This window comes from Pseudomonas sp. NPDC099000 (genome assembly GCF_044759925.1).
Classification (GTDB): Bacteria; Pseudomonadota; Gammaproteobacteria; order Pseudomonadales; family Pseudomonadaceae; genus Aquipseudomonas.
Genome location: NZ_JBIWAF010000025.1, coordinates 74,580 through 86,122 on the forward strand (window position 1 = coordinate 74,580; position 11,543 = coordinate 86,122).

At 59.1% G+C, this 11,543-nt stretch carries 13 protein-coding genes and 1 pseudogene; 9 read left to right on the forward strand and 5 right to left on the reverse strand.

The window, feature by feature from the left end; translation table 11 throughout:
- Positions 1 to 193 precede the first annotated feature (193 nt).
- Complete coding sequence (locus tag ACIQV9_RS23350) at positions 194 to 1,435, forward strand: glutamine synthetase family protein (RefSeq protein ID WP_403106505.1); 1,242 nt, start codon at positions 194 to 196, stop codon at positions 1,433 to 1,435.
- 70 nt (positions 1,436 to 1,505) lie between these two features.
- Positions 1,506 to 2,876: an MFS transporter gene (locus ACIQV9_RS23355; protein WP_403106481.1), complete on the forward strand. Its 1,371-nt coding sequence runs from the start codon at positions 1,506 to 1,508 to the stop codon at positions 2,874 to 2,876.
- A 64-nt stretch (positions 2,877 to 2,940) separates the two neighbouring features.
- Here ACIQV9_RS23355 and ACIQV9_RS23360 read toward each other — a convergent pair whose 3' ends face one another.
- The 4 genes from ACIQV9_RS23360 to flgA form a co-directional block, all read right to left on the reverse strand.
- Positions 2,941 to 3,684 (reverse strand): flagellar brake protein, encoded by a 744-nt coding sequence (locus tag ACIQV9_RS23360; protein WP_403106484.1) that lies wholly within the window; start codon positions 3,682 to 3,684, stop codon positions 2,941 to 2,943.
- A gap of 92 nt (positions 3,685 to 3,776) precedes the next feature.
- On the reverse strand, positions 3,777 to 4,244 hold the full coding sequence (locus tag ACIQV9_RS23365; RefSeq protein ID WP_403106486.1) for a flagella synthesis protein FlgN: 468 nt from the start codon (positions 4,242 to 4,244) through the stop codon (positions 3,777 to 3,779).
- A 48-nt stretch (positions 4,245 to 4,292) separates the two neighbouring features.
- Positions 4,293 to 4,619, reverse strand: a complete 327-nt coding sequence (gene flgM, locus ACIQV9_RS23370; RefSeq protein WP_109633993.1) for a flagellar biosynthesis anti-sigma factor FlgM — start codon at positions 4,617 to 4,619, stop codon at positions 4,293 to 4,295.
- Between the two features lie 164 nt (positions 4,620 to 4,783).
- On the reverse strand, positions 4,784 to 5,545 hold the full coding sequence (gene flgA / locus ACIQV9_RS23375) for a flagellar basal body P-ring formation chaperone FlgA (RefSeq protein ID WP_403106490.1): 762 nt from the start codon (positions 5,543 to 5,545) through the stop codon (positions 4,784 to 4,786).
- Positions 5,546 to 5,627: 82 nt separating this feature from the next.
- Here flgA and ACIQV9_RS23380 point away from each other — a divergent pair, with 82 nt between their 5' ends.
- The 6 genes from ACIQV9_RS23380 to flgE all read left to right on the forward strand — a co-directional run bounded on the left by ACIQV9_RS23380 (position 5,628) and on the right by flgE (position 10,773).
- On the forward strand, positions 5,628 to 6,560 hold the full coding sequence (locus ACIQV9_RS23380) for a chemotaxis protein CheV (RefSeq protein WP_403106493.1): 933 nt from the start codon (positions 5,628 to 5,630) through the stop codon (positions 6,558 to 6,560).
- A 46-nt stretch (positions 6,561 to 6,606) separates the two neighbouring features.
- Positions 6,607 to 7,434 (forward strand): protein-glutamate O-methyltransferase CheR, encoded by an 828-nt coding sequence (gene cheR, locus ACIQV9_RS23385; RefSeq protein WP_010457158.1) that lies wholly within the window; start codon positions 6,607 to 6,609, stop codon positions 7,432 to 7,434.
- A 401-nt stretch (positions 7,435 to 7,835) separates the two neighbouring features.
- Positions 7,836 to 8,243: a flagellar basal body rod protein FlgB gene (gene flgB / locus ACIQV9_RS23390; protein WP_010457156.1), complete on the forward strand. Its 408-nt coding sequence runs from the start codon at positions 7,836 to 7,838 to the stop codon at positions 8,241 to 8,243.
- A gap of 3 nt (positions 8,244 to 8,246) precedes the next feature.
- On the forward strand, positions 8,247 to 8,690 hold the full coding sequence (flgC, locus tag ACIQV9_RS23395) for a flagellar basal body rod protein FlgC (RefSeq protein WP_010457154.1): 444 nt from the start codon (positions 8,247 to 8,249) through the stop codon (positions 8,688 to 8,690).
- A gap of 15 nt (positions 8,691 to 8,705) precedes the next feature.
- Positions 8,706 to 9,428 (forward strand): flagellar hook assembly protein FlgD, encoded by a 723-nt coding sequence (flgD, locus tag ACIQV9_RS23400; RefSeq protein ID WP_403106498.1) that lies wholly within the window; start codon positions 8,706 to 8,708, stop codon positions 9,426 to 9,428.
- A gap of 31 nt (positions 9,429 to 9,459) precedes the next feature.
- Positions 9,460 to 10,773, forward strand: a complete 1,314-nt coding sequence (gene flgE, locus ACIQV9_RS23405) for a flagellar hook protein FlgE (RefSeq protein WP_403106500.1) — start codon at positions 9,460 to 9,462, stop codon at positions 10,771 to 10,773.
- Between the two features lie 306 nt (positions 10,774 to 11,079).
- Here flgE and ACIQV9_RS23410 read toward each other — a convergent pair.
- Positions 11,080 to 11,448: pseudogene (locus tag ACIQV9_RS23410) on the reverse strand (ribonucleoside-diphosphate reductase subunit alpha); the annotation flags it as partial.
- On the opposite strand from ACIQV9_RS23410, the gene ACIQV9_RS23415 reads away from it, so the two are divergent.
- Positions 11,446 to 11,543 (forward strand): flagellar basal body FlgE domain-containing protein (locus tag ACIQV9_RS23415; protein ID WP_403106508.1); only part of this gene is annotated, 98 nt, incomplete at its 3' end. The pseudogene ACIQV9_RS23410 and the gene ACIQV9_RS23415 overlap by 3 nt on opposite strands.

Here is an 11,543-nt window from a genome sequence, read left to right on the forward strand (position 1 = left end):
CTTTGTGTGCACTGCTTGATATTCCGAACAGGCGGAGCCTATTTTGTACGGGTCGCCGTTCGCGGCTCGCACAATTACAAAGGATTGCGTCATGACAACCGATGGCCAGCGTTCACTCGCACAGCGATTGACGGGCATTGATGAGATTGAATGTGTCACGCCGGATTTGAACGGCGTGCCCCGTGGCAAGGTAATGACCGCCGAGGGGTTTCTGGAAGGACGGCGTTTGCAGATGGCGCGTGGAGTGCTGCTGCAATGCATCATGGGCGGATATCCGCCAGCACGTTTTTACGGCAGCGATGATGGCGACCTGGCGCTGGTGCCTGACGCGGCGCACATCCACCGCCTGCCCTGGAGCCAGCAACCGCGGGCACTGGCCATTTGCGACGCCGATGAACTGACCGGCGAAAGCTCGAAGCTGTCGACCCGTGGCCAACTCAAAGCGGTCATCGCCCGTTACGCGGCGCTGGGCCTGGCGCCGGTGGTGGCGACCGAGCTGGAATTCTTCGTGTTCGCGCCCAATCCCGACCCGACCCAACCGTTCCAGCCGCCGCTGGGCCTGGACGGTCGTCGCGAGGACGGTCATTCGGCGTTCAGTGTCAGTTCCAATAACGGTTTGCGGCCGTTCTTCAGTGAAGTCTATGTCTGCATGGCGGCTCTGGGCCTGCCACGCGACACCTTCATGCACGAGATGGGCGTCAGCCAGTTCGAGATCAACTTGCTGCACGGCGATCCGTTACTGCTGGCCGACCAGACATTCCTGTTCAAGCACCTGCTCAAGGAAGTCGCGCTCAAGCACGGCCTGACGGTGGTGTGCATGGCCAAGCCGCTGGCGCACACGCCGGGCAGTTCGATGCACATTCACCAGAGCATCGTCGAGATCGGCAGCGGGCGGAATGTGTTCAGCGACAAGGCCGGTCAGCCGACGGCGACCTTCCGGCATTTCATTGGTGGCCAGCAGGCCGGCATGGCGGATTTCACTGCGCTGTTCGCGCCGAACGTGAATTCCTATCAGCGCTTGTGCCATCCGTTTGCCTCGCCGAACAATGCCTGCTGGTCCCACGACAACCGTGCCGCCGGATTGCGCATTCCGGCAAGTTCGCCGGCCGCTCGTCGGGTCGAGAACCGCTTGCCGGGGGGCGACGCGAATCCGTATCTGGCGATCGCCGCCAGTCTTGCCGCCGGTTTGTATGGCATTGAAAACGAACTGGAGCCGAGCGAGGCGATCCAGGGGGAGTTCGAGGTGCCGGATAATCTTTCGTTGCCGTGTACCTTGCATGCCGCTCTTGAGCGTCTGAAACGTAGCCAATTGGCGAAGGAACTGTTTGGCGAGGAGTTCATCGAAGGCTACGTCGCTTCGAAGACCATGGAGTTGACCAGCTTCTTTGATGAAATTACTCCCTGGGAGCGCCGTGTCCTGGCGGCCCAGGCCTGACGACCTGTCGTCTTCGGGCTATCTTTTCGGATAGCCCGATTCTCACTGCAAGGAGCCGCTCGGAACGCCGATGCGCCAAATCTGGAAACCTTTTCGAGCGCTTTATTTTGCCTCGCTGATGATGTTGATCGGCTCAGGCTTGCTGAGTACGTACCTGGGCTTGCGCCTGGCGGCGGATAACGTCGACAGCCTGTGGGTTGGTGCGTTGATGGCGGCCAACTATTTCGGCCTGGTGCTGGGCGGCAAGATCGGTCACCGACTGATCGCCCGGGTCGGGCACATTCGCGCCTATTCAGCCTGCGCCGGGATTGTCGGCGCGGCGGTGCTCGGCCATGGCCTGGTCGACTGGCTGCCGGCGTGGATATTCCTGCGGGTGATCGTTGGCCTCGGCATGATGTGCCAGTACATGGTCATCGAGAGCTGGCTCAATGAGCAGGCCGAAGCCTCGCAGCGCGGCACGGTGTTCAGCGGCTACATGATCGCTTCTTACCTGGGGCTAGTGCTGGGCCAACTGATTCTGGTCATGCACCCGGCCCTGGGTCTGGAACTGCTGATGCTGGTCGCCTTGTGCTTCGCGCTGTGCCTGGTGCCGGTGGCCCTGACCCGGCGGATTCACCCGGCACCACTGCATCCGGCGCCGATGGAGCCGCGGTTCTTCATCAAACGGGTGCCGCAGTCGTTGAGCACAGTGCTGGGGGCGGGGCTGATCATTGGCTCCTTCTACGGTCTGGCGCCGCTGTATGCCTCGCAGCAGGGGTTGTCCACGGAGCAGGTCGGTCTGTTCATGGGTAGCTGCATTTTTGCCGGGTTGGTGGTGCAGTGGCCATTGGGGTGGCTGTCCGACCGTTATGACCGGGCGTTGTTGATCCGCTGTTTTGCGGTAGTCCTGGCCCTGACCGCGTTGCCGCTGGCCATCATGCAGCAGGTGCCGCTGGAGGTTCTGTTTGTCGCCGGGTTCTTCTGTTCGCTGGTGATGTTCTGCCTGTATCCGCTGGCGGTGGCATTCTCCAATGACCACGTCGAAGGTGATCGTCGCGTGTCGCTGACCGCGATGTTGCTGGTGACTTACGGCGTTGGCGCCAGTATCGGGCCGTTGGTGGCCGGGGTCCTGATGAAGCTGTTTGGCAGCCACATGCTGTATGCCTTCTTCAGTTTCTTCGCCTTGGTGCTGGTGTGGCGAATTCGCCCGAAAGCGGTCACCAACCTGCACCAGGTCGAAGATGCGCCGCTGCATCACGTGGCCATGCCGGACAGCATGTCGAGTTCGCCGCTGGTGGCGTGCCTTGACCCACGGGTCGATGAGCAGGTGGTGCAGGATCAGATGCAAAACCCGATCAACCCGGAACCTGCGCCTGAACCCGAACCGGATCCCGAAACCGATCCACCACCAGATGACCCGGACGCGGGTCGCGAGCAAAGCTTTACCGAAGCCAGGCCTTAAACCGGCGCATAAAAAAACGGGCAGTCACCGCAAGGGACTGCCCGTTTTTTGTTGAAGCGCCGTATTACATGTCGTCTTTGTCGAAACGGCGTGCTTCACGCTGGAGCTGATAGACGAACCGTTCGACCTGGCGCTGCACCAGTCCGCTCATGTTGTGAAAGCGGATGCCGGCGAAGGTGGTGGAGATTCTTTCTTCGAAGTGCAGGTAACGCAGTTCTACCGGTGCGGTCATGTTGCCAAAGGGCAGATTGGCGACGAAGCGGTCGTAGACCTGACCCAATTGCAGCCGGGCGGTGATGTCACCTTCGAAGCGCAACTTGCAGCCCGTGGCAGAGATGTCCAGCAGCTTGCCTCTGATCGGGAACTTGAGCTTTTCACCGCCCAGTTCGACATCGACCAGTTGTGCCAGTTTCAATGCAGCCCGGAAGGCATTGCGGCGTTGGTGGTAGACCACTTCATCGGGGAGGGTGCCTCGGTAGCAGCGATCACCGGACTCATCGATGGTCAGCGGGCCGTTGCTTTCCCACGCAATGCGCACGCCGTCGTGGAAGCCTTCAACCCGAAATGGCTCGCCGGCCAGCAGATAGCGTTCGCCATCGCGCGGCACCATCTCGTCCAGGGCAATCCTGTTGCCGTCACGGTCGACGTCCACCAGATAGCTCTGGAAGCGCTGGCTGCGTTCGTGGAACGTGATGATCAGCGGGTCATGGCTTTCTTGCAGCTGCCGCAGGTTACCGGCGATCTCCATCGGCGTGGATAGCACCTTGGGTGGCTGCGGAGCATCTTCCGCGTTTAAGGCATTGAACACGGTTCATCATTCTCCAGACAAAATTTGACTGCGACTTGCTAGCATACTGCCAGCATGTGACGCGTCTTGATAGAGCGTGCTCATTAACAGGCTCAAGCCTGACTAAGCGGGCGCGGCTTCGCTAGCATGGAGGTTGATCCGCGGGCATCGTAAAGCGCTGGTGGTTCGCCGCCGGTGAGGATTTTCAGCTGATTGGCCGTGGCGGCCTGCTGGACCAGGATCGACTGGCCATTATTGACGTTGGCCGCCTGGCATTGAGCCAGCAGATCGGTCAGTTTCTCGCTCTGTTCCAGCAATTGATCGCCAATGCTCGACTGGCTGGCAAGTTGCTCCAGGCCACTGCGATCGGTCGGCAGGTTCAGGCTGGCGAGGATTTCGCTGCGTTTGCGGCCATGCTGTTCAAGCAGAATGATCATTGCCTGTTTCTTCGCCAGAATATCTTCGAGCAGCGGCATATCGCGACCGTGCAAGGCGAGGGACTCGGTTTGCAGTAACTCCAGCAGGTATTGCGCTGGAGCAAAGTCGTCGGTGATCAGTTGCAGTAAATTAGTGTCGTGCATGGCTGGCCTTGGGGTTTAAGCGTCCAAAAGCCTGGCGCAGGCCGTGGCCTAGCGCTGGGCTTCGAAGTTGAGCAGTTTGCTGGCTACACGGTTGCTGTCGACTTTATAGCTGCCATCGGCAATCGCTGCTTTCAACTCGGCCACGCGGGCGTTGTCGACGGCAGGCTGATCGCGCAGCTTGTCAGTGACCTTCTGCAACTGTTGAGCCTCATTGCTGAGGTGTACCGATTCCCCGCTTTTGGCGGTACTGGCCTGTTCGGCCGGGGTATTCAGCGGCGCGGATTTGCCGGTTTCGGCGGTTTCCTTCGCGGTGCTGGTACGCGTACTACCGGTAAGTGACGAGGAGCTGTTCAAACGGCTGAAATCGATGACCATGATAAAAACCTCTGGGTATTTGGACGCTTGCCATGTTTTCGGCTATCCCTGCGAAAACTTTAGGCCCATTTATCAATGAGCTTGCATGCGCCAGCGCTTGTCCTGCCTGCGGCACAGTTTAGGGAACAGCCGGGCGGCGCGCCATCTTTCACCCACAGATCGTTCTACATGGCCACTTCCACCTGGCCCGGCGCCATGACTTGCGCCTTGATGACCCGCTGGGAGTTAAGGTTTTTCACTCGAATCTGTTCACGCAGGCCGCCGTTGGACAGGGCTTCGCCCGGCATACGCACACTGAGCGTACCACTGCGGGCGGTAATCACCACTTGATCGCCCTTGCTGATGACTTCCGCCTGTTCGAGATGGACCAGCGTCAGTACCTGATTGGCGACCGTTGGTCGGGTAAGTTTCTGCCCGACAGCCTGTTCCAGGGAGGTGAAATAACCCTGGTTGATCAGGCTGATGTCCCGCTCGCGCAACATGACGTCGCCGGGCTCGATGACCCCCGCGCGTTTGAGCGGCCGGGTGGTCGTGACAACGTCCCGAAACAGGCGGACTTGAGCGGGTACGAAGACTGTCCAGGGGGATGTGCTGTCGCAGCGGACCTTGACCGTGACTCGCCCGATCGGGGTCGCCGGGCTCTCCAGGGTGGCTGTCAATTCCTTGTCGCACATGGGCATGCGCAGTCGCGGATCGAGCTGGTTGACCTCGATTTCGTAGCGGCCTTCCGTTTGACTGGTGGCCAAATAGTCTTCTACGGTGAATTCAAGAAAGCCCTGAGTGACGCCGATAAGCATGTCAGGCAAGGTAACCGCGTCAGCAAGGGCAGGGCTGCCAGCGTTGAACAGGCAAACGGCCGACATCGCGCAAAGCAATTTGCGGAAGGTTGATGTCAGGCGTCGGAAAAATGTCGGTTCTGTGTTCATAAGAGTTAAAAAGCAAGCGCCGTGCCGTTTAGCAATGAATGAGCGTCGCAACACACTTAAGCGTTGGTGTAGGAGTCTGTGCATGGCTGGTGTAATGGATGCAGTAAACCAGCGCACGCAACTGGTTGGGCAGAATCGCCTTGAGCTGTTGTTGTTCCGTCTTGACGGCCAGCAGCTGTATGGGATCAACGTGTTCAAGGTTCGGGAAGTGCTGCAATGCCCCAAACTGACCCTGATGCCCAAGTCCAGTCCTGTCGTGTGCGGTGTGGCAAATATCCGGGGGGCGACCATTCCGATTCTTGATCTGGCAATGGCGACCGGCTCCGGCGCACTTAAAGATCAAAGCAACCCGTTCGTGATCATCACGGAGTACAACACCAAGACCCAGGGTTTCCTGGTGCGATCGGTGGAGCGCATCGTCAACATGAACTGGGAGGAGATTCATCCGCCACCCAAGGGCACGGGACGCGATCATTACCTGACGGCTGTGACTCGGGTCGACAATCAGTTAGTCGAAATCATCGACGTCGAGAAAGTGCTGGCGGAAGTGGCGCCGACACCGGAAGCGATTTCGGTCGGCGTGGTGGATGTCGAAACCCAGCACAAGGCGCTGTCGTTGCGGGTATTGACGGTCGATGACTCGTCGGTGGCGCGCAAGCAGGTGACCCGTTGCCTGCAGACGGTCGGCGTCGAAGTGGTGGCGTTGAACGACGGCAGGCAAGCGCTGGATTACTTGCGCAAGCTGGTCGATGAGGGCAAGAAGCCGGAAGAAGAGTTCCTGATGATGATTTCCGACATCGAGATGCCGGAAATGGACGGATACACCCTGACGGCCGAGATCCGCAACGACCCGCGCATGCAAAAGCTTCATATCATCCTGCATACTTCGTTGTCGGGTGTATTCAATCAGGCAATGGTCAAGAAAGTCGGCGCGGATGACTTCCTTGCCAAATTCCGTCCTGATGACCTGGCATCCCGGGTAGTCGACCGGATCAAAGCAGCAGACATCAGCTAGGGGCCTTCTGCCCCTGGTGGTTAACACGATTTAAGAGGCGGCATCTTTGTCTACGGGTAATTTGGATTTCGAACAGTTCCGGGTGTTCCTGGAAAAAGCCTGTGGCATTTTGCTCGGTGAAAACAAGCAGTACCTGGTCTCGAGCCGTCTCAACAAACTGATGGAGCAGCAAGGCATCAAGTCCCTGGGTGAGCTGGTTCAGCGCATCCAGACCCAGCCGCGCAGCGGTTTGCGCGAGATGGTGGTGGATGCCATGACCACTAACGAAACCCTGTGGTTTCGTGACACCTATCCGTTTGAAGTCTTGAAGAACAAGGTATTGCCCGAAGCGATCAAGGCGGCCCCCGGCCAGCGCCTGCGGATCTGGTCGGCGGCGTGCTCGTCGGGTCAGGAACCGTATTCGCTGTCGATGTCGATCGATGAGTTCGAGCGCGTCAACATGGGCCAGTTGAAGATGGGCGCGCAAATTGTCGCGACCGACTTGTCCGGCACCATGCTGACCAACTGCAAGACCGGCGAGTACGACAGCCTGGCCATCGGCCGTGGTCTGTCGCCCGAGCGCCTTCAGCGTTACTTCGACCCCAAGGGGCCTGGACGCTGGGCCATCAAGGCGCCGATCAAGAGCCGCGTGGAGTTTCGCTCGTTCAACCTGCTGGACAGCTACGCGGCCCTGGGCAAGTTCGACATCGTGTTCTGCCGCAACGTGCTTATCTACTTCTCCGCCGAGGTGAAGAAAGACATCCTGTTGCGCATTCACAGCACGCTCAAGCCGGGCGGTTATCTGTTCCTCGGCGCCTCCGAAGCGCTGAACGGATTGCCGGATCATTACCAGATGGTCCAGTGCAGCCCGGGGATCATCTACCAGGCGAAGTGATTCGTTGGCCGCATCAAAAAACGGGAGCCCCAGCGGCTCCCGTTTTTTTTTGCCTGCCAACATCTCACCAACACCACATACCCCTGTGGGAGCGGGCCCTGTGGCGAGGGGGCTTGCCCCCGTTGGGTCGCGAAGCGGCCCCGGCATTTCAAAGTTAAATCGCATTTACGACTGCTTCGCAGCCGAACGGGAGCAAGCCCCCTCGCCACAGGGGATGGTGGTGATCTTTGGAGGGTGATAAGCGGCAGAAAAGCGGCAGGCGGCGGAAATCGGTTGCCGCTTTTCTGGCATTGCCGCCTTGCCACCGCCCGCAAAGCCCCGGTTTCCGGGCTTTTTTGAATTGGCACGCCACTTGCTATGTCTCTGTTACGAAAAATCAGGTCACCCGAAGGTTTCCCGACATGAGCATCAGCTTCGATAAAGCGCTCGGTATCCACGAACAAGCCCTGGGCTTCCGCGCTCAGCGTGCCGAAGTCCTGGCCAACAACATCGCCAACGCCGACACCCCGAACTACAAGGCTCGGGACCTGGAGTTCTCCAAAGTGCTGGCCGCACAGAACGAGAAAACCAAGGGTGGCACGTTTGCCTTGAACATGACCAACAACCGCCATATCGAGGCCGAAGGCCTGGGCAATGGCGACGAGTCGCTGATGTATCGCACGCCGATGCAGCCGTCGATCGACCAGAACACCGTGGACGCCCAACTGGAACAGTCGAACTACGCGGAAAACGCCGTCGGCTTCCAGGCCAGCTTCACCCTGCTCAACAGCAAATTCAAAGGGCTGATGTCAGCCCTGCGCGGAGAGTAATTCATGTCTCTATCCAGTGTTTTCAACATTGCCGGTAGCGGCATGAGTGCGCAGACCACGCGCTTGAACACCGTGGCCTCGAACATCGCCAACGCCGAAACCGTCTCCTCGAGCATCGACCAGACCTATCGCGCCCGTCACCCGGTGTTCGCCACCATGTTCCAGGGCGGCCAGAGCGGCGGCAGCGATTCGCTGTTCCAGAACCAGGACGCCGCCGGTCAAGGCGTGCAAGTGCTGGGCGTGGTCGAAGACCAGAGCAACCTTGACGCGCGCTACGAGCCGAATCATCCGGCCGCCGATGCCAAGGGCTACGTCTACTACCCGAACGTCAACGTCGTCGAAGAAATGGCCGACATGATTTCTGCCAGTCGCTCGTTCCAGACCAACGCCGAAATGATGAACACCGCCAAAACCATGATGCAGAAGGTCCTGACCCTCGGTCAGTGATAAGGGGCGACTCAGATGAGTGTTACCGATACCACCAGCGGTGTGAGCATCAAGGACGTCCTGGCCAACTCTTCGGTCAAGACCAATGCCAGTGCTGACGGTCTGGCCGCGGCGACCAACAGCGCTACAGGCAAGAAGGCGTTGGGCAAGGATGCGTTCCTGCAATTGCTGGTCACCCAGCTGAAAAACCAGAACCCGCTGGAACCGCAAGACAACGGCGAGTTCGTGGCCCAGTTGGCGCAGTTCAGTAGCCTGGAAGGCATCACCACGCTGAACGAAACGGTCAGCGGCATTGCCGGCAACTACAACTCGTCGCAAGCGCTGCAAGCGTCTTCGCTGGTGGGCCGCTCGGTGGTCGCGCAGACCGACACAGCGGTCGTCGATACCTCCAAGAGCTTCAACGGCACGGCCGTGGTTCCGGCATCGGTGGATCCGGTCACGATCAAGATCACCGACGCAAATGGCAAAGTGGTCCGCACCATCGACCTGGGCAGCCAGAAGGCCGGCAACGCCAGTTTCATCTGGGACGGCAAGAACGATGCGGGCGAAGTGGCCAAGGCCGGCACCTACAAATTTGCCGCCACCGCGACCTACGACAGCAAGGCGACCTCGCTGGTGACTTACCTGCCGGCAACCGTCAACAGCGTGACCATCAGCCAGACCGGCGGTGAGTTGATGCTGAACCTGGCAGGCCTGGGCAGTGTTGCCCTGTCCAAAGTACAAACCATTGGTATATAGAGCCGACTAACACGGCACAAAGGAGTGGAATATGTCTTTCAATATCGGCCTTAGCGGTCTCTATGCAGCCAACAAACAACTGGACGTGACCGGCAACAACATCGCCAACGTCGCGACCACCGGTTTCAAATCGTCCCGTGCAGAATTCGAAGACGTGTACTCGGCCACTCGCCTGGGTACCGGCAGCAAGACCGTTGGTAACGGCGTGCGTCTGGCCAACGTTGCCCAGCAGTTCGGCCAAGGCGACGTGAACAACACCGGCAACGTGCTGGACATGGGTATCCAGGGCAACGGTTTCTTCATCCTCAGCGACAACGGTTCCCTGAGCTACACCCGTGCCGGTGCGTTCAAGACTGACGCTGAAAACTACGTCGTCGACAACAACGGCAACCGTCTGCAAGGTTACGGCGTTGATGACAACGGCAAGATCATCAATGGCGTGCTGACCGACCTGAAAATCGACACATCGAGCCTGTCGCCAAAGGCGACCACTCGCGTCGACCAGACCATGAACCTTAACTCCTCGGAAACCCTTCCGACCGTTACGCCGTTCAATCCGGCCGAGCCATTGAGCTATAACAAGCCAATCTCCACGCCGATCTACGACAGCCAGGGTAACCAGCACACTCTGGATCAGTATTACGTAAAAACCGGTACTAACGCGTGGACCGTGTACACCTACGTGGACGGTCGTTCGCCTTCCAATCCGGCCACCGAACCACCGGTGCCTGTGACTGCCAACGTGACCTTCAACTCTGACGGTACCGTCAACACCATGACCGGCAGTGCGGGTTTTGCCGTGACCGGCAAAACCTTCAATCTGACCGGTTGGGTGCCAGGCGTGGTAACCAACGGCAGCGTGACGCCGAAAGTCTGGGGTCCTAATGGTTCGGTTCCGGCCACTGGGGGGGTGAAATTCGACATGACCAAAACCACCTCTTTCAACTCGGCGACTGCTCGTACCCAGCAGTATCAGGACGGCTACGCCACTGGCCAGATCTCCAGCCTGACCATCGACGAAAGCGGTATCATGACCGCCAACTTCAGCAACCAGCAAACCAAGGCCATCGGCCAGGTAGCGGTCGCCAGCTTCGCCAACGAGCAAGGCCTGCAGCCAATCGGTGGTACGCGCTGGAAAGAAACCTTCGCCTCGGGCGTGGCCGGTGTCGATGCACCGAAAACCGGTACGCTGGGTGCGGTAGTGTCCAACTCCCTGGAAGAGTCCAACGTCAACCTGACCAACGAACTGGTTGATTTGATCAAGGCGCAGAGCAACTACCAGGCGAACGCCAAGACCATTTCCACCCAGAGCACCATCATGCAGACCATCATTCAGATGACCTGATGCTGGTTGGCGCTGCATAAAGAACCCCTCGCAAGAGGGGTTTTTTATGGCCGGGATTTGTCCCAGGCGTAGACATCTTGGTTATCAGTGCTGGCCTCATCGTCGGAACGCCGCCCGGAGCAGGCTCACTCCTACAGTTGATCGCATTCCTCCGAGCCAACTCGGTCCCCTGTAGGAGCGAGGCTTGCCCGCGATGGCGTCAGCCCGGCCACCACTTTCCTCTTGGCAAAAGAAAACCCCCGACCTATCCAGAGGACTGATCGGGGGTTATCCAGGTAAGCGCCTTTCAGCGCTCACCGGCTCAGCTTATTGGCAAGCTTCGCAATCCGGCTCGTCGATGGCGCAAGCCTTAGGCACTGGAGCAGGGCCGGCCGGCGCTGCCAGGACCGAATCTTCACCGTGGTTGCCGCCGCTGGAAACAGCGTTCAGCTTGCCGGTGTTGATGGTCGACTTCTCGGTGCTGGTCGCGGCCAGGGCACGGAGGTAGTAAGTGGTTTTCAGACCACGGTACCAGGCCATGCGGTAGGTCACGTCCAGCTTCTTGCCCGAGGCGCCAGCGATGTACAGGTTCAGCGATTGAGCCTGGTCGATCCACTTCTGACGACGGCTTGCCGCGTCAACGATCCACTTGGTGTCCACTTCGAAGGCAGTCGCGTAGAGCTCTTTGAGTTCTTGCACAGCCAGGGTAACCAGCACACTCTGGATCAGTATTACGTAAAAACCGGTACTAACGCGTGGACCGTGTACACCTACGTGGACGGTCGTTCGCC

What these genes read in the sequence shown, in the direction of transcription:
- ACIQV9_RS23350 (WP_403106505.1), top strand. Translation starts at nt 194, where the DNA reads ATGACCGCCGAGGGGTTTCTGGAAGGACGGCGTTTGCAGATGGCGCGT.
- ACIQV9_RS23355 (WP_403106481.1), top strand. Translation starts at nt 1,506, where the DNA reads ATGCGCCAAATCTGGAAACCTTTTCGAGCGCTTTATTTTGCCTCGCTG.
- ACIQV9_RS23365 (WP_403106486.1), bottom strand. Translation starts at nt 4,244, where the DNA reads ATGCACGACACTAATTTACTGCAACTGATCACCGACGACTTTGCTCCA.
- flgM (WP_109633993.1), bottom strand. Translation starts at nt 4,619, where the DNA reads ATGGTCATCGATTTCAGCCGTTTGAACAGCTCCTCGTCACTTACCGGT.
- flgA (WP_403106490.1), bottom strand. Translation starts at nt 5,545, where the DNA reads ATGAACACAGAACCGACATTTTTCCGACGCCTGACATCAACCTTCCGC.
- ACIQV9_RS23380 (WP_403106493.1), top strand. Translation starts at nt 5,628, where the DNA reads ATGGCTGGTGTAATGGATGCAGTAAACCAGCGCACGCAACTGGTTGGG.
- flgB (WP_010457156.1), top strand. Translation starts at nt 7,836, where the DNA reads ATGAGCATCAGCTTCGATAAAGCGCTCGGTATCCACGAACAAGCCCTG.
- flgC (WP_010457154.1), top strand. Translation starts at nt 8,247, where the DNA reads ATGTCTCTATCCAGTGTTTTCAACATTGCCGGTAGCGGCATGAGTGCG.
- flgD (WP_403106498.1), top strand. Translation starts at nt 8,706, where the DNA reads ATGAGTGTTACCGATACCACCAGCGGTGTGAGCATCAAGGACGTCCTG.
- flgE (WP_403106500.1), top strand. Translation starts at nt 9,460, where the DNA reads ATGTCTTTCAATATCGGCCTTAGCGGTCTCTATGCAGCCAACAAACAA.